We start from the raw sequence: 21,573 nt of genomic DNA on the forward strand, positions 1-21,573 counted from the left end.
GATATGTCTATAAATAGTATAAGAAATTTAGTTGAAATAGCAGCACTAAAAACACCTAATAAAATAGCTTTAATTGATAAAGTTGAAAAGTTAACATATCCTGAAGTTCTAGAAAAAGTAAATAAATTAGCACATTATATAAATACTTTAAATCTAAAAAAAGGGAGTAGAATAGGGGTATATGCAAATAAGAATATACAAAATGCCTTATCTATCTTAGCAATTCTTTCTACTGATTATGTTTTAGTGCCTATTACAAAATTATTAAAGTCAGAACAAGTTGAACATATTATTAATGATTGTGATATATCTTGTATGATTACAGATGAACAAAAGTTAAAAACTTTAAAAGAAACTTCATATAATAGAAAAATTATTACAATTGAAACATGTGATAGTGAGTTAGTTTCATTTGAAGAGATTTATAAATGTTATACAAGTGAATATAGTTGTGCTATAAAAGGTCATAACAATGCAGTTATTACATATAGTTTTGCTTCTAGTGGTTTTCCAAAAGGGGTTGTAATATCGCATAAAAATCTTATAGATAGTGCAAGAGTAGTTAATAACTATCTTCATATAGAAGAAGATGATGTTTTATCAGGAATTTTATCTTTTAGTTTTGACTATGGATTAAATCAATTATTTACATCTTTTTATGCAAGAGCTACTTTTAGTATTCATAGCTTTTTTACACCGAGTGACTTTTTTTCACATATATTAAAAGATAAAATTACAATATTAGCCGCAATGCCTATAAACTTTACAATGATGTTTGATGAAGATAGTCATAGATTACCAAGTCCTGCTCAATTAGAAAATGTAAGAGTAATTACATCATCAGGTGGAAATGTTACATCTTCTATGATTGAACAAATAGAAACATATTTTACAAATGCAAAATTTTATTCTATGAGTGGTCATACAGAAGCTTTCAGATCTGCATATCTGGCTCCAAGTCAACTAAAAATTAGACCAAATTCCATTGGTAAAGCAATTCCAGATGTTGATTTATATGTAATCAATGAAGAGGGTTATGAATGTAAACCAAGAGAAGTAGGTCAGCTTATCCATCGTGGAGCTGGAATATATAAGGGGTTTTGGAACTCTAAAGAAGACACAGATAATAGTTTTAAAAGTATTAAGATTTTAGAAAATGTTATAGACCTTGGAAATGGACTAATTGATGAGGTAGTTGTTGCAACTGGCGATTATGTCTATAAAGATGAAGAGGGGTATATCTTTTTTGTGAGTCGTCATGATGATATGATTAAGACAAGTGGATATAGAATAAGCCCTTTAGAGATAGAAACAGTTGTATTAAATAATATTACAGAGATTAAAGAGTGTGCTGTCTTTGGAATAGAAAATGAAAAGATTGAAGAAGAGATTGTTTTAGTTTATAGTAGTCAAAGTGAACTACCTAAAAATGAAATTATTTTTGAAATAAAAAAACATCTTCCAACATATATGGTACCTACAACAATTGTATTTAAATCTAATATGCCAATGCAGTCAAAAGACAATACTAAAATAGATAAAAAAGTCTTAAAAGATGAGATACTAAGAGTTAACTCTTAATATCTTCTCCTATAAATGAACAGATACTTTTAAAGTGTCTGTCTAGATTCTCAAATCTATGGCTACCTTTTTTCTCTATGAGAATTTTTCCTTTTTTATATCGTTTGTTAGCTATTTTATAATTTAACACGCTGTCAGCTTTTTGTAATAAAATATAAAAATTCTTGTGATTTAATTTTTTTGGTTTTATTTTAAATTTTTCAAGTTGTTTAAGATGTTTTTTCTTCCATTTAAAAGTTGTTCCATCTTGAGTAGTATTTTGCCCAAGATATACTTTAGTTGTTTTATAAGGATTGACAGAGGGATTAATAAGGATTGTTTTTAAATTATATTTAGTGGAAAGATATGTTGCATAAAAACCACCCAAAGAACTTGCAATAATTGAAGTAATTTTTTTTTCTTTTATCACTTTTTCAAGATAACTTATTGCATTTTTTGGTTTGATAGGATGTTGTGCAAGTATAATTTTATCTTTGAACTGTTTTTTTAATATTTTTGAAGTATGAGAATTTTTGGTAGTCCGAAATCCATGTATGTAGAGAATCAAATATAATCCTTAATCTATAATATACACTTAAAATAGCATAATTATATAAAATTATATTGATTCTATATAATTAAAAAGCTAAAGTAAAATAACTTTAACTCTATCTCCTTTAGTTAAGTTATTACTACTTTCTTCTTGTATTAATAATCCTGGATTTCCAAGCATATTAGTTAGTATTGCACTTGTACCATGTTTTTTACCTTCAAAATTTATATGATATGAGCCATCTTTAAAACTAACATTACAAGCTGTAAAGTTAGTTTTATTACCTTTTTTACCAAAGTTTTCATCTATAATGGCCTCTACTATATTAAGAGATTCTATAGATCCTTTAAATTTAAAAAGTAAAGGTAATATATACAATATAAATGTAACAGTGCTAGAGTATGCAAAACCAGGAAGTCCAATGATAAATTTTTCACCTTTTTTTGCAAAAAGTATATGTTGTCCTGGTTTGATTAAAACACCTTGAAAGAGTACTTCACACTCCAATTCATCTTTAATGACATCTTTTACAAAATCATAATCCCCAACACTCACACCACCAGTAGTAACTACGATATCTGATTTTAAAAGTGATTGTTTTAGCAGACTTATTATAGATTCTTTATCATCTTTTACTACACCCATTTGTAATACATTTGCACCATTTTTTTTAGCAATTGCTTCTAGTGTAAGATGATTTGAGCTTCTTATTTGAGCATCATTAGTCTGTAGTTCTCCTACATCAAGTATCTCACTTCCTGTACTTGCAATGGCAATTGTTGGTTTAACATATACTTCAACTTGAACAATATTTAAACTAGCCATCACTCCGATTTGAGCAAAATCGATTAATGTGCCTTTTGGAATAAGAAGTTCATTTTTCTGATAGTTTTCACCTACATTTCGAACTGCGAAGTTTTTTGGAACTTCTTTAGTTATGATAATAAACTCACCTTCAACGGTAACATTCTCTATAGGAATTAATGTATCACTACCTTCTGGCATTAAAGAACCTGTAAAAGTTTTGATTGTTGTTCCATTTGATACAGATGATTCTACAACTGTACCTGCAGGATTTTTATCAATAATCTCTATTTTACCAAGTTGTAAATCTTCATGCTTAATAGCGTAGCCATCCATTCCAGATGTTTTAAAAGCTGGAGAGTTTTCTTGCGCTACTATATCTTGTGCTAAGATTCTATTGAGAGTATCTGCAACAAAAATCTTTTGGGTTGATAAATTTGAAATATTAATCGAATTTAATATTTCAAGAGATTGATTGTAAGTTATAAATTTTTTCATAAAATATGATATCAAATCCTTACATAAATGGTCTTTAATTGGTTATTTGAATTGTATCATTAATTTGTATCGTTCCACCCTGAACAACTCTTGCAAAGATTCCACGACTGTTTTTCAGTAATTGAGGGACTTTATCATCTATCTTGTTTAGTCCATTGCAAATGGTACATTCAATTGTAATCTCTAAAATAACATCACCAATCAATAGTTGTGTTCCTTTTTCTAAATCATAGGGGTTAAAATCGACCAATATATTTTCACCAAGTTCTCCATGTGTGGCATTTATTTTTTGTTTGTTCATTAACTCATAAGCGTAAATTGATGATAATAAAATAGAACGATCTATATTTTTATTGTAAAATTTATCTTCTTGTATCCCTTGAAAATCAACAAAAATATTTGATTTGGAAACTCTTGTTTTTGTTTTCTTTTGAGAAATAAATAATTTTTGTATTTTTCCTACTATTTTCAAACTATCCCTTTTTACTGTATTTATATAAAATATATTTCCAATATGATAACATAAGAGCAATTAAGAAAATAATATGAGGAATATGTATGAATAAAAAAAAAGAGATGAATTTTAATATAAATAACTTTTTATTAGCAACCAAAGATATTTTAGATGCAAGAGAGATAAGAGAAAAAAATTTAACAAAAAATCATTCATTGCGGGTGGCATTTATCTCTTTACAAATGGCAAATAAACTAGACTACGAACCAAAAGAGATGTTTGATTTATGTGCATACAGTTTATTTCATAATTATATAGACAATGAAAAAATGGAACTACTAAATATAAATAATGAAAAAAATAAATTATCAAAGTTAGTGACATTTGTTCATCAATTAGAAGAAAAATACGATTTTGGAAATATATCAATAATAGATCGTTCTAAATTGGTCAATTCAATACAAGAGGCAAATATAGACAAAAACATTATCAATGTATTCACTGAAATAACTCAACCTCTATCGTTTTGGTTAGATTGTCAAAATGCAGATGCTATGATACAGTTTATCTATAAAAATCTTTATGATTTTACTGTTGTATTACCATTTCCAAATTTATTAAAAATCACTAGTATGTTTGGTAATCTATACGAAAATACAGAAGTTTTTTTGAATAATTGTAAAAAAGCATGTGAGTATTTCCAATTTGAATATAAAGACACATATACATTTTTAATAGCTGCTAGTATGACCGATTTTGGTAAACTTGCAATAGAGAAAGAACTTTTAACCAAAAAAGGAAAATTAACTTTTACTGAGTTTGAAATAATAAAATCTAATATTTATTATAATAAAAATGCCTTATCATCTGTTTATGGCTTTGATGATATATCAAAATGGGCATCAAGACATCAGGAAACAATTGATGGAACAGGATATCCATCAAAACTTTTAGCAAAAGAGTTGAGCTTAAAAGACAGATTAATATCTATACTCCATAAATACTCTATACTGTTACAAAATAGAACATATAGAGATCAATACAGTGGCAAAGAAGCAATAATGATATTGGAAAAAGAAGCACAAGCGAATAAGTTAGATATGGTACTCCTAGAAGAAGTGAAATTGTTTTTGAATTAGAGTAAAACGAAATACTTAGTGTAAAATAACTGTAACTATTTTACTCAATTTAGTTAATATATTAAATTCATTAAATGAAAAGAAATTTTTCATGAATTGACACAAAATAAGGATTAAATGATTGATATTTGGGTAATCAGTATATTATATATTTTTAACTTATAATTATAATTATTAATTGTAATTTAACTCTATTTATACTCAACCAAATTATTTGACTATTAAAAGTTTATTAGGTTATAATTTGATTACCTTGGTATATTTACCAAAATTTAGAAGGAGAACAAATGGGCAAAATGAGCAAAAATTCTAAAGATATAGAATCTTTTTCAAATAATGTTAAACCAACATCAAGAAGAGATTTCTTTAAAAAAACAGCTGTATATTCAGCTGGCCTAGTTGCTACATCAAGTGTTTTATCACCAGCAAAAGCAATAGCTAGTGATGATACAGCAATTATCAACGAAGTAGAATGGGGAACAAAATTAGGGGATAAGGTAACAAAATTTCCTTATGGAGTACCCTCACCGTATGAGCATAATAATGTAAGAAGAAATGATCCATTGTTATCTTCAGGGGATGAATACGCAACTGTTTCTATGTGTCTAATACATGAATCAGAAGGAATTATTACACCTAATGGACTCTTTTTCACACGAGATCATGGTGGGACTGCACATGTAGATCCTGAACAATTTCGATTAATGATTCATGGAAAAGTGAAAAAAGATATTGTTCTTACCTTAGATCAACTGAAAAGATATCCAAGTGTGACTAGAACATATTTTATAGAGTGTCCTGCAAATGGTTCTACTGATTGGAGAGCACCTCAATATAATAATTTACAGTTTTTAAAAGGTATGATGAGTTCTGCAGAATGGACAGGAGTATTGTTAAAAACAATTTTAGATGATATTGGGCTTGAAGATGATGCTGTTTGGATGCTAGCTGAAGGAAGTGACAATGCTGGAAATCCACGGACAATTCCTGTAGAAAAAGCACTTGATGATATTATGATTGTTTGGGGTCAAAATGGTGAAGCATTAAGACCAGAACAAGGTTATCCTGTACGATTAGTTGTTCCAGGATGGGAAGGAAACTTAAATACTAAGTGGTTAAAAAGACTAGAATTTTCTGATAAACCATGGCATTCTAAAGAGGAAACTTCTAAATATACAATGCTTCAGAAATCTGGAAAAGCAATACGATATTTCTGGGTAAATGAAGTAAATTCTGTAATAACATCACCTTGTCCTGAAAAACCATGGACAGATCTTAAAAAAGGTGATTTAGTTGAAATAGAAGGATTAGCATGGTCTGGGCATGGAACTATCAAACATGTTGATATAACATTAGATGGTGGTGATAATTGGATTGAAGCAAGCCTAAAAGGTTTAGTTTTACCAAAGTCATGGACAAGATTTTCTTATATTATGAAATGGGATGGTAAACCTTTATTATTATCAAGCCGTGCTGTGGATGATATTGATAATGTGCAACCTACAATTGATCAAGAAACTTCTGCTGTTGGTGTTGAATCTGTTTATCATAGAAATGCCAATGTAACATGGGAAGTAACAGGAAAAGGAGAAGTTTATAATGTTCACATTCGAAAACATCACGCTTAGAAATACATTTATTGGACTTAGTTTAGGTGCTTCAATGTTTTTATTTTCAGGTTGTTTCGCAGGAAATGATTCTGTTACAACAAAAGCAGTAGACGGTGGAGTGAAGTATGAAATACAAGATGGTAAATATACAGCTTATCATGTAAATACTCAAAATATTGAAAAATATAATAAAGGAAGAGTTCCTACTCCAACAGAAATTGCAGCATGGGATAAAGATGTTAGACCAGATGGTACAGGATTACCACTTTATGATATGAAACATGGGAAACCAGCTCTTGACGAAAATGGTGAAAAAATAATTGCACAAGGGACTGTCGAGTTTGGAAATGAACTTTATGATTCACAATGTGTAATGTGTCATGGTGATTTTGGTTCAGGTGGAGTTGGTGGTTATCCTGCTTTATCAGGTGGGGATATCAAATCATTATCTAATCAACTTCAAAACCCAGCAGATGAAGTTCCTAATGAAACGCCACCATCAAAAAGAATAGGTAGTTATTGGCCTTATGCTAGTACTTTATTTTGGTACATACAAGACTCTATGCCTTTTACTCATCCTAAAACATTAACAAATAGTGAAACATATGCAATAGCTGCTTATTTACTAATGGAGAATGGTGTTTTAGTTGATGGAGAAGAGATGGATGAAGAGTTCCTTATGAATAAAGAACAATTTATGAAGATTAAAATGCCTAATGAAAATGGTTTTTATCCAAATGTAGATACACCAGAAAATCCAAAACAAGGTGTTGAAAACATGAGAGAATTTTTAGGTAATCCTAAAAACTATGGTATAGGTACAAGATGTATGACTGATTGTATTAAAGGTGAAGTACCATTACTAAGAATTAAAAATGAATTGAATAATTTCAATCCACCAGCTTCAACAAAAAGAGAGCTTCCCGAAATAGTTGAAAAAGAAACTATATCAGCTGGTCAAGCAGGATATGAACAGTCATGTAGTGCTTGTCATGCAAATGATGCAATAGGTGCACCAGTTGTAGGAAATAAAGATATCTGGTCTGAAGTTGTATCTAAAGGATTAGATAAAGTATATCATAATGCTATCAATGGTATAAATGCAATGCCTCCAAAAGGTGGTAATATGGATTTATCAGATGATGAGATGAAAAAGATTGTTGATTATATGATCAACGCAAGTAAATAAAGGAGAAATGATGAGACTAATTAGAAATCTATTGATATCATCAGCTATAAGTGGGTTAATACTAACTGGATCTTTAGCTGACGATGCGTTAATTGCTAAGGGTGATAAGATTTTCAATACTAAAAATATTGGTAACTGTTTTGCATGTCATGCAATAAGTGGAAAAAGTATAGATGGTCCAGGAAGCTTTGGTCCAGACCTTGCTACTGTATCTGAATATCCAGATGAGTTGTTATATGATATGATATATGATATATATACAGCAAAAGGACTGAAAATTTCAGCAATGCCTTCATTTGGTAAAAATGGTTGGCTTAATGATGATGAGATTAAAGCTGTTGTAGCTTATCTAAAAAGTAAATAATTAAAATAAAGGAAATAAAATGAATAGAAGAAAATTTTTAGGATTAGGATTGGGATTAGGTGCAGCAGCTGTTATGTTGCCATCAACTTTAAGTGCAGTAAACTTCAGAGAAACAAATAAAAGTGCATTTGAAGGACCAAAAAGTCATACAGTAGATGATGCAATGAAAGAATTATATGGTACTTCAAAAACAACAGTAGGAAAAGTTAAATTAAAAGCTCCAGATATTGCTGAAAATGGTGCAGTTGTACCTTTACAAGTATCGTCTGATTTAGCTGGTAAAACAGTAGCAATTTTTCAAGATGCAAATCCTGAGTCTTTAGTAGCTGTATATACAGTACCTGCAGATGGAATCATTGATTATAAACTTAGAATTAAAATGGCTAAAACAGGAACAGTTACAGCAGTAGTACAAGATGGTACAACATTATTCTCAGCTAGTAAAATGGTAAAAGTTACAGCAGGTGGTTGTGGAGGGTGATTTAATTATCTCTTTCACAATTAAAAATAAGAAAATACAAATATAAAATATAAAAGGAATTATTATGGCAAAAAAAACTAGAATTAAAGCAAAAGAAAAAAAAGGTATAACAACTGTAAAAGCATTATCTAAACATGCTATGTTAAGTTATGCAGAAGCAAAAAGTCAAAAGAAAGAAGCAAATTTTATTACATCTATTGTTGCGACAGTTGATGATAAAGTTGTATATGAAGTATCAACAAGTCAATTTTTATCAAAAGATCCATTTATGCAATTTAAATTTAAAGGTGCAAACAAAGGTAAAACACTTGTATTTACATGGACTGATTTAGAAGGTACAAAGAGAACAGATAAAGCAAAAATTAAATAATTCCTTCTCAAGGAATTATAAAAATAACTAAGGAGAAAAGATGTTATTAAATGTTGTAAAAAGTACTGTATTAGTTGCTTTAGCTTCTTGCATAATGAATGCAAATGATTTCAATGTTCAAGCAGAAAAAGATAGAATTGCATTAATTGATTATACCATTGCTAAATTTGAAGATGGAGATAAAAATAGAGATAAATTTTTCCCTTATTCTACAGATGATGAATTAAAAAACAATATTCAAAAAAATGTTAAATATGAAGATTTAAGAAAAGGAAACTATGCTTTTAATAAGCAAGGTCAATATTCATATAATGAAATTAATGAGATGCCACCTTATGATGAACTTGTTGAAAAAGGTGAAGAGTTATATGAAGATAATAAAGCTTTACAAAAGTGTTTTCCAGATGTAACTGTTGCTGGAGATTATCCATATTTCGATGAAGAAAAGAAAGAAGTAGTAAGTTTAACTGGTGCTATAAACAAATGTTTAACTGATGCAGGTCAAAAAGCATGGAATGAGAAAAAAGGGAAAATGGCATTTTTTCAATCATACATAGCTTCAGAAACAAAAGATGCAGAGAAAAAAGTAAATATTCAAATTAATAGTGCTGAAGCAGCTGCTGCTTATGAAAGAGGGAAAGAGTTTTATTATACTCAAAGAGGATATTTAAAATTATCATGTGCTACTTGTCATGTTCAAGGTGCAGGAAAACGAGTTAGAAATGAAAGTTTATCTCAGTTAGCAGGACATACTACGCATTTTCCAGTTTTTAGATTAAAATGGGGAAAAGATAAAGTAGAAAATGGACTAGGAACATTGGAAAGAAGAATGGCTGGATGTGTAAAAGATCAAGGTCAAGTTCCTCCAAAAACAAATAGTAAAGAGATGAAAGAGTTACTTTATTTCATGGCATATATGTCAAATGGAATGAATGTTGACGGTCCAGATGTAAGAAAGTAAGGGTTAGATATTATGAAAAAATTATATAGCGTAATCGCAGCAACTAGTTTAGCATTAGCAATAACAGGATGTTCAAATAATCAAGTTACTACACCAACTTATGACAATCTAGATGAAAGAAAACTTTGTAATGTAAGTACAAATGGAATCGATTCAGTGTTAAAAGTAGCGCAGAAGTACAATAAAATTGCCAAAGAACATGGTGTTGAATTTAAAAGACTAGGTATGACAAATACTCAGTATATAGATGAATCAATTAAAGCAATTAAAGCAGGTGAAAAAAAAGTAGTACTTTTAAATAAAAAAGGGAAACCTACTAAAAATTCTGTAAGCGTATCATATGCAGTTGAAAGAGCTTGTAAATTTGCAGTAAGCGCTTTAACACAAGAAGCAGAAGGTAAAAAGACTTGGAGAGCTGCAGTTCCAGGTGACCAATTTCAATACTAATATTTTTTATTAGTAAACAATAAGTCAAGATTTTTATCTTGGCTTTTTATAATAGTATATTTCAAAATATGAAGTATCAATATATTTCAAAGGATAAACAATGAAAATATTCAAAAAATTATTAATTGCTGCTACAATAGTAGGTGCTTGTTCTACAGAAAGTTTTGCAGCAGATGTGATGATTTCTCAAGGCGTTAAATCTATTGATATGGATTTGAATGGTGAAAAATTTACTATTATGAGAAACCAAACAATTGGAAATAAAATTTCTTCACTGTATGAAACAACAAACAGAGGTAAACCACAGCCAATTATTTTAGCAGAGGGACTTGAAACTCTTGGAGAATTAGAATTTATAGAATATATGAAAAAAGCACAAAGTGATGAATCTATAGTAATCGTAGATACTAGAGGGTCATCTTGGTACGATAAATTACGAATACCGGGGGCTATAAATATTCCATTTACAAATTTTCAAACAAAAGAGAGTGCTATATCTTCAATGGAGTATGATTTAGGAGTTGAAGTAGATGATGATGGAATATTAGATTTTACTAACGCAAAAACCATAGTAGCTTATTGTAATGGATATTGGTGTGGACAAACACCTGCAATGTTAAAAAATGTTAAATATTCATTATTAAATATGGGGTATCCAGTATCTAAAATAAAATACTACAGAGGTGGTATGCAAGCATGGACATCACTTGGATTTACTGTAGTTGGAACAGAAAAATAGAAATTAATATAAAAAATAGGAAATAATATGAGTAAAATGGGAAGAAGAGAATTTGTATATATGATGGCAATGCTAGGAGCTGCGCCTATATTTGCAAACTCTCATACACGAATGGTAGAGTCAGGTAAAGCAGATGATTACTACAAGTTAAAGAGTTTTGGTAATGTAAGACTTATGCATATGACAGATAGTCATGCTCAGTTAAACCCTGTATATTTTAGAGAACCAAGTGTAAATTTAGGACTTCATTCAAATTTTGGAAAAGTACCACATATTGTTGGAGACAAACTTCTAGATCATTATGGAATTAAAGGTGATAAAAGACTTGAATATGCATTTTCATGTGTAAACTTTGAAAAACATGCAGAAGTTATGGGAAGAGTTGGTGGATTTGCACAACTTAAAACTGTTATAGATTATTTGAAAAATAACTTTGGCGCTGAAAAAACTTTATTGCTTGATGGTGGAGATACTTGGCAAGGAAGCTGGACATCTTTACAAACACGAGGTAAAGATATGGTTGGTGCTATGAATAAACTTGGTGTTGATGTAGCTGTTGGACACTGGGAATTTACATATAAAGCTGAAGAAGTTTTAGAAAATGTAAAACTTTTAGATGCAGAATTTTTAGCTCAAAATATTCTAGTAAAAGAAGATTCAATGATGGAAGGTGTAGAAGCTTATGATGAAGATACTGGTCATGCTTTTAAACCATATACAATAAAAGAGATGAATGGTAATCGTATTGCTATTGTAGGACAAGCTTTCCCATATACAACTATAGCAAATCCACAAAGAAATATTCCTGATTGGTCATTTGGAATCAATGAAGACTCTATGCAAGAATTAGTTGATGAGATTAGAGAAGATGAAAAACCTGATGCTCTTATTGTTTTATCTCATAATGGTTTTGATGTTGATAAAAAAATGGCTGAAGTTTGTACAGGAATCGATTTTATTATGGGTGGACATACTCATGATGGTGTACCTGAAGCAGTACCAGTTAAAAATGAATCAGGTACTACTTATGTTTGTAATGCTGGATCTAATGGTAAGTTTTTAAATGTACTTGATATAGAATGTAAAAATGGAAAAGTAGTTGATCATAGATTTACATTACTTCCTATCTTCTCAGATTTAGTTCCAGAAGATAAAGAGATGAAAAAATATATCGAAAGTGTAAGAAAACCGTATCTTTCAGATTTAAATAGAGTATTAGCTACAACTGATGAAACACTATTTAGAAGAGGGAACTTTAACGGTTCTTGGGATCAAATTATTTGTGATAGTTTAATTGAAGTAAAAGGTGCAGATATTTCATTATCTCCAGGTTTTAGATGGGGAACAACTATTATGCCAGGTCAAGCTATTACATTTGATGATTTAGCAACACAAACAGCACTTACTTATCCTGAAACTTATGTAAATGAATTTACAGGGGCTCAAGTACATGCAACTTTAGAAGATGTTGCTGATAACTTATTTCATAAAGATCCATTTAGACAATCAGGTGGAGATATGGTAAGAACAGGTGGTATCTCTTATAGAATTAATCCTATGGAAGAACTTGGAAAAAGAATTACTAATATAGTTTTAACAAAAACAGGAAAACCACTTGAAGCAAATAAAAAGTATAAAGTAGCTGGTTGGTCTACAGTAAATACAGTTTCTCCAGGAAAACCAATTTGGGAAGTTACTGAAGAGTATTTAAAAAATATGAAACATATCAGTAATCTTAAAGTTGATACTCCAGATATGGTTGGAGTAAAAGGTAATCCAGGTATCGATGATAAATATAATAAACATCAATATAAAGCAGTAAAAAGAGGCTAGATTTTCTAGCCTTTTTTTATAAATAAAATATTAAAAGGAAATTGAATGATAAAATATAATTCAAAGTTACTTTTAGCTTCAGTATTTTGTGGGCTATTAACTACAAATATTTATAGTAAAGATATAGTAACAGAAGCACAGTGTAATACAAAAGGTGATGAGTTTATTTTTGCTGAAAATGAGTGTATTCAGTACTATGTATCCGAAGGTGACACAGAATCAGAGATAAATATTTTAGTACATGGTACATGGCCAGAGGGTACAAATACTTTAGCAAGATATGCTCCATTTGCTGAAAACTTAGCAATGTCTACAGATGTAACTACAATTGCTGTTGCATTACCTGGGTATTCTAGCTCTTCAACAAATAACTTTCAAGCATTAAGTCATAATGGGGAGGAAAATTTAGCGGCTCAAAAAAGTTATATAACATTTTTATCAGAACTTGTGACTAAATTGAAAGAAAAGTATGATGCTACAAAAGTAAACTATATAGGTCATTCAGCAGGTGCTATGATGGGTTCTACTCTTACTGGATTTACTCCAGGTCTTTTAGATACAATCACTTCAGCAGGTGGAAGATATGATATTCATGAAGTAGTAAAATCTGATAAAGATTTAGTATCTTTAATTGACTATATAGATAAAGTTGATTCAAGTACAGAGTTTTTGTTAATTTATGGAACAAAAGATACTATTTCTAAGCCATCAGTTACAAAAAAATTCTATCAAATCTTAGAAGAAAAAGGATTAACAGCTACACTTATTGAAGTTGAAGGTGCACCACACTTAGATTTAGATATGACAAGTGAATCTGTTGATGCAATCGTAGAGATGTTAGATAAAGAATAAAATTTATTCTTTATCTCCTTTCCCTTTTTTGATATTCTCTAAATACTCAAAAAAACTCATCTCCTCAAAAGCATTAGTTATCATAAAATTTAAAATATGTTGAAATTTTTCAGTCGAACGAAACCCTCTTGCTTTGTAAACTATCTCATTCTTACTATCTAAAAATAATACTGTTGGATAAAAATTTACTTCTAACTTATGTGCGAAATCTTTATTTGTATAAGTTTTATTATTAAAAATAATGGTATCTGACTCATCAATATTGATACTACTAAAAGTAAAATTTGTTTGAACTGTTTTTTGAATTTTTACATCTTTTAGTGTGATTTTTTTCATTCTATTACAATATCCACAATTATTCATATGGAAAAATATGATTCGTTGTTTTTTTTATCCTCTATTAGATCAAAATTAATTTTTTTATTTTCTGCATAAATATTTGATATGAAAAAAATTGTTAATAATAGTAGTAATTTATTCATTTCTTTTCTTTAATATGGTGTAACTTCAAAGTAACCAGCAACTTGTTTTTCGATTACTTCTACTATTCCTGCTTGAACATAAGATAAATCATCTATTAAATCATCTTTTGTCCAATGCATACTTGCCATAGTATTTTTACAAGCAATAAACTCTACATCATAGTCCATTAGTGATGAAATTCGTATCAATGTATCTTTATCATAATCTTTTTTTAATACTCTCACTCCACTTCCATAAGCAACTACAGAAATATTTATAGCTTCTGCTGGATATTCTTTAAGTACATTATAAATTGCACCTAAAGTTGAATTCACTGTTTTTTCATCTGATACATGAAGTTTAATAACCCATTTTCTAGGATTATCAAATGTAGGTTGAGGATCACTTAAATCCATTTGTCCATAAGATAGTATTGTAAGACAGAATAATAGTATTAGTTTTTTCATATTTTACCTTTTGTGTAAATTTATACATGATTTGATTATATAATAGATCTTATAAAAACAGTATGATAAAATTTAAATAATATTAGATATAATACATTAATTAAACATAAGTAAGGAAAAACATGAAAAAATTATTTTTAATCATAGGCGCACCAGGAAGTGGTAAAACAACAGATGCAGAATTAATTGCAGCTAAACATGAAGATATCACACATTATAGTACAGGTGATATGTTTAGAGCTGAAGTTGCAACTGGTAGTGAACTTGGTAAAACAATAGATGCTTATGTTAGCAAAGGAAATCTAGTACCAATTGATATTGTTATCAAAACAATTGTTACAGCAATTAAAAATGCTCCTACTCCAACTGTAGTAATTGATGGATATCCAAGAAGTAGTGAACAAATGGAAGAGCTAGATAAATATCTTCTTAACGAATCAGAAGTAGAACTTGTAAATGTAATTGAAGTTGAAGTATCTGAAGAGGTTGCATGTGATAGAGTTTTAGGAAGAGCAAGAGGTGCTGATGATAATGTTGATGTATTTAATAATAGAATGAAAGTTTATACAGAACCATTAGCAGCTATACAAGCTTTTTATGAAGCAAAAAATTTAATTACTAAAATTAATGGTGAAAGAACAATTGAAGAGATTGTTGATGAGATGGATGCATTTATACAAAGTAAAATATAAATGAATTTTTATTCGGTAATTATCGGAACAGAACTTTTAAATGGGCGTCGTAAAGATGCTCATTTTTCATTTTTAAACAACGAACTTCTAAAAAGAGGCTGGGAGCAAAAAGCAAGTTTTGTTATCAAAGATGAACCCCCTTTTATAGAAGATATTTTTAAACTGATTAAAACTGATCCAGATGCTGTTATGTTTTGTTTTGGTGGAATTGGTTCTACACCTGATGATTATACACGACAATGTGCTGCAAATGTTTTTACAAATGGAAAAATGGAAAGAAACAAAAATGCGGAAAAATGTATTATTGATCAATTTGCAAATGAAGCATATCCTCATCGTATACAGATGGCGGATTTACCTTTAGATGCAAAACAGTTAACAAATATTGTGAATAATGTTCCAGGATTTTCTTTAGAAAATCGTTATTTTTTTACTCCAGGATTCCCATCTATGTCTCAAAGTATGGTTATAGAAGCTTTGGATAGATTTTACCCTAAAAATAAAGAAAAATTTAGATATTTTTTAAAAGCAGATTGTAGTGAAAATGATTTGATTGAGATAATGAAAAAAATTCCACAAGATATTGATTTTTCTTCCTTGCCTCAAATAAACAATGGTAAACGATCTGTTGTAATTTCTGTTGCATCGTATGATAAAGAAGAAGCAAAAAAATATTTCTCTTTATTTGAAGATTTATTAAAAGAAAAAAGTATAGCATTTATTTTAGAAGATCAATAAATTATTTTCTAACTAAAAAAAGGGGAAGATTTATTATCTTCCCCCTTCTCTTATATATTTTATTAATGTTTTTTCGATAACTCTTCTAAAGTAATTTTATCTCTTTGTGCTACAGAAGCTCTTATTGTAGCTCGTTTTGCATCAGGTAATGCAATTAATCCAATCTCTCCTAGTATACCATCATGACCAATCATATCTTCAGACATAAACATATTTACAAAGTCAGACATTGCAGGTACTTTAGATGCATGAGAATTCTTTATATAAAAAAACAAACTTCTTGAAATAGGATATTTTCCACTAGAAATTGTATTTGGTGTTGGTAATACACCATTTACTTTTGCACCTTGAACTTTATCATCATTTTCCATTAAGAATGAGTATCCAAAAATACCGAATGCTGCTTTATTTTTATTAAGTTTAGAAACGATTAAATTATCATTCTCTCCACTTGGAACATAAACACCATCAGTTCTAATTTTTTTGTATTTTTTGTACGCTTTATTTTTTACCTTGTCAGCTTTGTATAAAGAAGTATAAACTGACATTTTTTTAGTTTGACCTTTTAAAATCATATCTTCAAAAGCATCTCTTGTTCCAGATGATTTAGGAGGACCATAAATAACGATTTCTCTATTTGGTAAAGACGCATCAATTTCTGACCATTTTTTATATGGATTAGCAATTAGTTTTTTCCCATCTTTTGAAGGCACTTCCGCAGCAACTGCTAATAAAAGTTGTTTTTTTGTTACGCTAAATGGCTTATTTGATTTTGCTTGAGCAAATGCAATACCATCAAAACCAATAACAGATTCTGTTATATCTGTTACACCATTTTTTTGGCAAAGTTTAAATTCTTTTGCTTTCATTCTTCTTGAAGCATTTGTAATATCTGGAGTATTCATACCATTTCCAGCACAGAATAGTTTCATCCCTCCACCTGAACCTGTTGATTCTACAACAGGAGTTGGATATGAAGTTGTTGCACCTAGTTCTTCAGCAACTGCAGAAGAAAATGGATATACTGTTGATGAACCAACAATTTTAATTTGATCTCTAGCACTTAAAGATACTGTTAATGCAGAAGCAGTTAAAAGTGCGATAGCTGTTTTTTTTATAGTCATTTGATAACTTCCTTTTTTTATTTTAAAGAAGTATAGATGATATAAATTACAGTTTGATTACAGCTTATCGTTTAAAATAAAATATTTTTATTTTTAAGATGTTCTGTTTGCATCTCCATATTTGTTTCACTTTTTGGTACATTAGAAAGTGGAGTAAAAACTTCTTCTTTTCCATTATATTTTTGTATAAAGACCTCTTTAGGTTGTATGAATTTTCGTGGTATTTCAGGATGAAGTTTCATCCAATGTCTATAAAAATAAGCAAATGCAGGACCTGCTGTTCTTCCTCCTGTTTCTCTTCTTCCCATTGGTTTATTGTCATCATTCCCATACCATACTATAGTTTGTAATGAAGGTGAATATCCACAAAACCATGCATCAACATTATTATTTGTTGTTCCTGTTTTAGCAACAAGTTCCAAGTTTTTTACTCGTCCATTTCTTCCTGTACCTTTATCTACTACCTCTTTGAGTATTGAAGTCATAAGATAAGTTTGTGCAGCAGGCATAATGTAGTTTTCTTCTTTTTCAAAGATTATTTTTTGACCATACCGATTTGTTAAACTACTTATAATATATGGTTCAACGATTATTCCTTGATTTGAGAATAATGTAAACATTTTACTTAAGTCTAAAGGTGAAATCCCAAAACTTCCAAGGGTAATTGACAGATCATAAGGGATATTTTTAAATCCATATCTTTGTAATTCTTTATGTAAAATATCTATACCTATATCTGTAACAAGATTGATTGTTGCAAGATTTCGAGAATGAACTAATGCATATCTAAAAGTCACCAATCCTTTAAAATTTTTTTCATAGTTTTTTGGTTGCCATAATTTTTCTTCATTATCAACTGAATTATATTTATATGTTCTTGATATATCTACAATATTGCTAGCTGTAGAGTAACCTAAATTTAAAGCAACTTGATATAAAAAAGGTTTGATTGAACTTCCTGGTTGTCTTATACTTTGTCTAGCTCGATTAAATGAGGATGTTTTATAATCAATTCCTCCAACCATAGATAATATAGCTCCGGAATTATTTTCTAGTACAATTATAGCTCCATTTAATGATTGGGTTGTACTTTTGTTTGTATCTCTATGTTTATCTCTTCTCAAAACTCTATCATAACCATATTTTAAAGCATCTTTTGCTATTTTCTGTGCTTCTAAATCAATTGTAAGATTTATTTTATAACCACCTGTTTTTAAATCTTCTACATCATCTTTCAATTCACTTATAGCCGTATCAATAATATAAGGAGCTTTATTTTGAGATAATGTAGTATCATAAACGATAGGGATATAGTTTATTGATTCATCATATTCTTTCTGATTTATCCAACCCAAAGTTTTAAGTCTTTTGATCACTTGATTTGCTCGTATCAGTGCATATTTTAAATTTTTAGTTGGATCATAGAAGCTTGGAGCACGAGGAAGTCCTACCAACATTGATATCTCTTTTAAATTAAGTTGATCTAATTCTTTTTTAAAGTATCCAAGTGCTGCTGTTTTGATACCATAATATCCATGACCAAAATAAACCTGATTTAAATATCTTTCTAAAATTTCTTCTTTTGTAAGTAAAGACTCTAATCGTAAAGATAATAAAATTTCTTTTATCTTTCTAATTATTTTTTTATCTCTTGTTAAAATCATTGTTTTTACTAGTTGTTGTGTAAGTGTACTAGCACCTTCAACAAGAGCCATAGCTTTGATATCTTTAATAATAGCACGCAAAATAGCATCTATATTCACTCCATTATGTTCAAAAAAATTCGTATCTTCTATCGCAACTAATGCTTCTGTTACTCTTGGAGGGATAGCTTCATATTTTACATAAAGTCGATTTTCTTTGTCAAAGACATTTCCCAAATGCACACCATTTTTATCAAAAAATTGTGTCGTTAACCTTGGTTTATATTCTACTATTTTATCAACATCAAATCGAATTTGTGAATATAAAATAATGAGTCCAATAAAAATTGATATTATAAAAAATACTATAAGAAGGAGAAACTTTTTAATCATGTTCGAAACTTTCTATTTTTGAAATTACTTGAAATAAGTTGTTTTGTATAGCTTTCTTTTGGTTCTTGCAAAATTTTTTGTAATTTTCCCATCTCACAAATTTTGCCATTTTGTAATATAATAATATCTTTGCAGATATTTTGAACTGATTCTATATCATGGCTTACAAAGAGAATTAAAAAATGCATTTTTTTCTGCAAGGTAGTGATGATTTCTAAGATAGCTTTCTTACTATCTTTATCCAATGCAGTGGTTGGTTCATCCAAGAGTAATATTTTTGGATTTTTACTTAATGCAATTGCTATAACAACTCGTTGGAGTTGACCACCACTTAGTTCTAATGGAAATTTATTTTTAACACTTAAGTTGAGTTTGACCAATGTAAGTAAATCATCTATTTTCTCTTCATCACAAAAAAATTGTTTTGTGATTTTTGTAATAGGGGAGAGTGAAGTAAATGGATTTTGTGGAATAAATCCTATATTTTCATGATTTAATTCAAAGTCACATTGACAATTAAATGTAACATTAAGTTCTTTTGGTGTCATATTTAAAATTGTTTTCAGCGTAAGTGATTTTCCACTACCACTTTCACCTACTAAAGCAATAGAATGATTCAAAATAACTGGGCTGTTATCTTGTATTAAATCTACTAGCGTATTGTTATCTGATTTTAATAATAATTTATTGATTATAAGTTCAGGCATAGTTTACTAAATAAGTGCTTCATCCATCTCATCTGGGATAGTGATATTCATAAGTTTTAAAATAGTTGGTGCAATATTATTTAAAGAACCCTCTTTTACCTTGGTAATACCATCAGAAATTACAAAACAGTAAACATCTCCTACAGTATGATTAGTAAGAGTTTTACCATCTTCATTTTTCATCATTTCACAGTTTCCATGATCGCTTGTAATCACTATATTATAATCATGTAATTTAGCTTTTTCTATAATCTTTCCAAGTTCTAAATCAACAGCCTCTACAGCTTTAATACCTGCTTCATAAACCCCTGTATGTCCTACCATATCACCATTTGCAAAATTTACAACGATAAAATCTATATCATCTTCAATACCATTTTGAACAGCAAGAGAAACTTCAGGTGCTGACATCTCTGGTTTTATATCATAAGTCGATACTTTGGGAGAAGGGATTAAGACTCTTGTTTCATTTTCAAATGGTTCCTCTTTGCCTCCATTAAAGAAAAATGTAACATGCGCATATTTTTCTGTTTCAGCTGTATGGAGTTGCTTTAAATTGTTCTTTGAGATAACTTCACTTAGTGTGTTTGATGGAGTGTCTTTAGGAAACATAACAGGTAGTGGTAAATTTTTATCATACTGAGTCATAGTTGCAATATTGATTGTTAGTTCACTTTTTGTGGAAAATGCACTGAACTTTTTATCTGCTAAAGCTGTGCTAAGTTCTCGTGCTCTATCACTTCTAAAGTTTGCAAATATTACACCGTCATTTGATTGTATCCCTTTATAATCATTGAAGCTAATAGGTTCAATAAACTCATCAAAAATATCTTTAGAATATTGCTCGTTTATATATTTTTTAGTAGTATAATTTGTATGCGTTGCTCCATTTACAATTTGTTCATAAGCTTTTTGTATTCTATCCCAATTATTATCTCTATCCATTGAATAATATCGTCCACTTAAAGTAGCTATTTGGATATTTTTAGAACAAATATCTTCTATTTGTTTTAAATAAGTACTTGCACTATCTGGTGCAACATCTCTTCCATCTGTAATAAGGTGCAAAAATACTTTTTTATTTTTTTTCTCAGCAATTTGTGCGAGTGCTATAATATGATTTATATGAGAGTGAACTCCACCATCACTTAATAGTCCTATAATATGTATGTTGTTTGATGTTTCTAGTATATCTTTAAATACACTATTATCTTTAAGTGTATTTTCTTTTATTGCTATATTTACTTTTACTAAATCTTGATAAAGAACTCTTCCTGAACCTATACTCATATGTCCAACTTCACTATTACCCATTTGTCCATTTGGTAGTCCAACATGTTCCCCATATGTTTTAACTAGAGAATACGGTACATTTTCAAACAGATTATCATAAGTTGGTTTTGTTGCATTACAAAATGCATTAAATTTGCATGAACTATTGTGTCCAATACCATCAGTGATTATTAATAAAGCTTTTTTTGTTCTTGACATAT

General features: G+C 29.4%; 23 protein-coding genes. 14 read left to right on the forward strand and 9 right to left on the reverse strand.

Annotated elements, in window-relative coordinates; genetic code table 11:
- Positions 1-3: 3 nt before the first annotated feature.
- Positions 4-1,581 (forward strand): AMP-binding protein, encoded by a 1,578-nt coding sequence (locus tag ACMCMH_RS07215; protein WP_412724085.1) that lies wholly within the window; start codon positions 4-6, stop codon positions 1,579-1,581.
- Here ACMCMH_RS07215 and ACMCMH_RS07220 read toward each other — a convergent pair.
- The 3 genes from ACMCMH_RS07220 to ACMCMH_RS07230 all read right to left on the reverse strand — a co-directional run bounded on the left by ACMCMH_RS07220 (position 1,571) and on the right by ACMCMH_RS07230 (position 3,887).
- Positions 1,571-2,128, reverse strand: coding sequence for a YqiA/YcfP family alpha/beta fold hydrolase (locus ACMCMH_RS07220; RefSeq protein WP_412724087.1), 558 nt, complete (start codon positions 2,126-2,128; stop codon positions 1,571-1,573). The genes ACMCMH_RS07215 and ACMCMH_RS07220 overlap by 11 nt on opposite strands.
- Before the next feature lie 78 nt (positions 2,129-2,206).
- Complete coding sequence (locus ACMCMH_RS07225) at positions 2,207-3,415, reverse strand: molybdopterin molybdotransferase MoeA (RefSeq protein ID WP_412724089.1); 1,209 nt, start codon at positions 3,413-3,415, stop codon at positions 2,207-2,209.
- 34 nt (positions 3,416-3,449) lie between these two features.
- Positions 3,450-3,887, reverse strand: coding sequence for an MOSC domain-containing protein (locus tag ACMCMH_RS07230; RefSeq protein WP_412724091.1), 438 nt, complete (start codon positions 3,885-3,887; stop codon positions 3,450-3,452).
- 86 nt (positions 3,888-3,973) lie between these two features.
- On the opposite strand from ACMCMH_RS07230, the gene ACMCMH_RS07235 reads away from it, so the two are divergent.
- The 11 genes from ACMCMH_RS07235 (at position 3,974) to ACMCMH_RS07285 (ending at position 13,854) form a co-directional block, all read left to right on the forward strand.
- The gene (locus tag ACMCMH_RS07235) at positions 3,974-5,008 is read left to right on the forward strand and encodes an HD-GYP domain-containing protein (RefSeq protein ID WP_412724093.1); all 1,035 of its coding nucleotides are present in this window, start codon (positions 3,974-3,976) and stop codon (positions 5,006-5,008) included.
- Positions 5,009-5,304: 296 nt separating this feature from the next.
- Positions 5,305-6,636 carry a sulfite dehydrogenase gene (gene soxC / locus ACMCMH_RS07240; RefSeq protein ID WP_412728012.1) on the forward strand — a complete coding sequence of 444 codons (1,332 nt, stop codon included), beginning with the start codon at positions 5,305-5,307 and terminating at the stop codon, positions 6,634-6,636.
- Positions 6,608-7,807 (forward strand): c-type cytochrome, encoded by a 1,200-nt coding sequence (locus ACMCMH_RS07245; protein ID WP_412724095.1) that lies wholly within the window; start codon positions 6,608-6,610, stop codon positions 7,805-7,807. The genes soxC and ACMCMH_RS07245 overlap by 29 nt, the downstream gene beginning before the upstream one ends.
- Before the next feature lie 10 nt (positions 7,808-7,817).
- Positions 7,818-8,171: a sulfur oxidation c-type cytochrome SoxX gene (gene soxX, locus ACMCMH_RS07250; protein ID WP_412724097.1), complete on the forward strand. Its 354-nt coding sequence runs from the start codon at positions 7,818-7,820 to the stop codon at positions 8,169-8,171.
- Positions 8,172-8,190: 19 nt separating this feature from the next.
- Positions 8,191-8,652, forward strand: a complete 462-nt coding sequence (gene soxY / locus ACMCMH_RS07255; protein ID WP_412724099.1) for a thiosulfate oxidation carrier protein SoxY — start codon at positions 8,191-8,193, stop codon at positions 8,650-8,652.
- 64 nt (positions 8,653-8,716) lie between these two features.
- Entirely contained in the window at positions 8,717-9,022 is a 306-nt protein-coding gene (soxZ, locus tag ACMCMH_RS07260) for a thiosulfate oxidation carrier complex protein SoxZ (protein ID WP_412724101.1), read from the forward strand.
- A 40-nt stretch (positions 9,023-9,062) separates the two neighbouring features.
- The gene (gene soxA / locus ACMCMH_RS07265) at positions 9,063-9,983 is read left to right on the forward strand and encodes a sulfur oxidation c-type cytochrome SoxA (protein WP_412724103.1); all 921 of its coding nucleotides are present in this window, start codon (positions 9,063-9,065) and stop codon (positions 9,981-9,983) included.
- Between the two features lie 12 nt (positions 9,984-9,995).
- The gene (locus tag ACMCMH_RS07270; RefSeq protein WP_412724105.1) at positions 9,996-10,430 is read left to right on the forward strand and encodes a hypothetical protein; all 435 of its coding nucleotides are present in this window, start codon (positions 9,996-9,998) and stop codon (positions 10,428-10,430) included.
- A 100-nt stretch (positions 10,431-10,530) separates the two neighbouring features.
- Entirely contained in the window at positions 10,531-11,169 is a 639-nt protein-coding gene (locus ACMCMH_RS07275; protein WP_412724107.1) for a rhodanese-like domain-containing protein, read from the forward strand.
- 27 nt (positions 11,170-11,196) lie between these two features.
- Complete coding sequence (soxB, locus tag ACMCMH_RS07280) at positions 11,197-13,002, forward strand: thiosulfohydrolase SoxB (protein WP_412724109.1); 1,806 nt, start codon at positions 11,197-11,199, stop codon at positions 13,000-13,002.
- Positions 13,003-13,047: 45 nt separating this feature from the next.
- Complete coding sequence (locus tag ACMCMH_RS07285) at positions 13,048-13,854, forward strand: alpha/beta hydrolase family protein (RefSeq protein ID WP_412724111.1); 807 nt, start codon at positions 13,048-13,050, stop codon at positions 13,852-13,854.
- Positions 13,855-13,857: 3 nt separating this feature from the next.
- Here the strand turns inward: ACMCMH_RS07285 and ACMCMH_RS07290 are convergent, their stop codons facing one another.
- The gene (locus ACMCMH_RS07290; RefSeq protein WP_412724113.1) at positions 13,858-14,190 is read right to left on the reverse strand and encodes a thioredoxin family protein; all 333 of its coding nucleotides are present in this window, start codon (positions 14,188-14,190) and stop codon (positions 13,858-13,860) included.
- A gap of 155 nt (positions 14,191-14,345) precedes the next feature.
- Positions 14,346-14,783 (reverse strand): DsrE family protein, encoded by a 438-nt coding sequence (locus ACMCMH_RS07295; RefSeq protein WP_412724115.1) that lies wholly within the window; start codon positions 14,781-14,783, stop codon positions 14,346-14,348.
- Positions 14,784-14,905: 122 nt separating this feature from the next.
- Between ACMCMH_RS07295 and ACMCMH_RS07300 the strand changes: the two genes are divergently transcribed.
- Together ACMCMH_RS07300 and ACMCMH_RS07305 are read left to right on the forward strand one after the other, a co-directional pair.
- Complete coding sequence (locus ACMCMH_RS07300; RefSeq protein ID WP_412724117.1) at positions 14,906-15,475, forward strand: adenylate kinase; 570 nt, start codon at positions 14,906-14,908, stop codon at positions 15,473-15,475.
- The gene (locus ACMCMH_RS07305) at positions 15,476-16,213 is read left to right on the forward strand and encodes a competence/damage-inducible protein A (RefSeq protein WP_412724119.1); all 738 of its coding nucleotides are present in this window, start codon (positions 15,476-15,478) and stop codon (positions 16,211-16,213) included.
- Positions 16,214-16,275: 62 nt separating this feature from the next.
- Here ACMCMH_RS07305 and ACMCMH_RS07310 read toward each other — a convergent pair whose 3' ends face one another.
- The 4 genes from ACMCMH_RS07310 to gpmI all read right to left on the reverse strand — a co-directional run bounded on the left by ACMCMH_RS07310 (position 16,276) and on the right by gpmI (position 21,571).
- Positions 16,276-17,337: a PstS family phosphate ABC transporter substrate-binding protein gene (locus tag ACMCMH_RS07310; RefSeq protein ID WP_412724121.1), complete on the reverse strand. Its 1,062-nt coding sequence runs from the start codon at positions 17,335-17,337 to the stop codon at positions 16,276-16,278.
- 71 nt (positions 17,338-17,408) lie between these two features.
- Positions 17,409-19,373, reverse strand: coding sequence for a transglycosylase domain-containing protein (locus tag ACMCMH_RS07315; protein WP_412724123.1), 1,965 nt, complete (start codon positions 19,371-19,373; stop codon positions 17,409-17,411).
- Positions 19,370-20,080 carry an ATP-binding cassette domain-containing protein gene (locus tag ACMCMH_RS07320; protein ID WP_412724125.1) on the reverse strand — a complete coding sequence of 237 codons (711 nt, stop codon included), beginning with the start codon at positions 20,078-20,080 and terminating at the stop codon, positions 19,370-19,372. The genes ACMCMH_RS07315 and ACMCMH_RS07320 overlap by 4 nt, the downstream gene beginning before the upstream one ends.
- A 6-nt stretch (positions 20,081-20,086) precedes the next feature.
- The gene (gene gpmI, locus ACMCMH_RS07325) at positions 20,087-21,571 is read right to left on the reverse strand and encodes a 2,3-bisphosphoglycerate-independent phosphoglycerate mutase (RefSeq protein ID WP_412724127.1); all 1,485 of its coding nucleotides are present in this window, start codon (positions 21,569-21,571) and stop codon (positions 20,087-20,089) included.
- Positions 21,572-21,573: the final 2 nt, after the last annotated feature.

The sequence above is a fragment of the Arcobacter sp. 15-2 genome (assembly GCF_047159865.1).
GTDB lineage: Bacteria > Campylobacterota > Campylobacteria > Campylobacterales > Arcobacteraceae > JAIOSF01.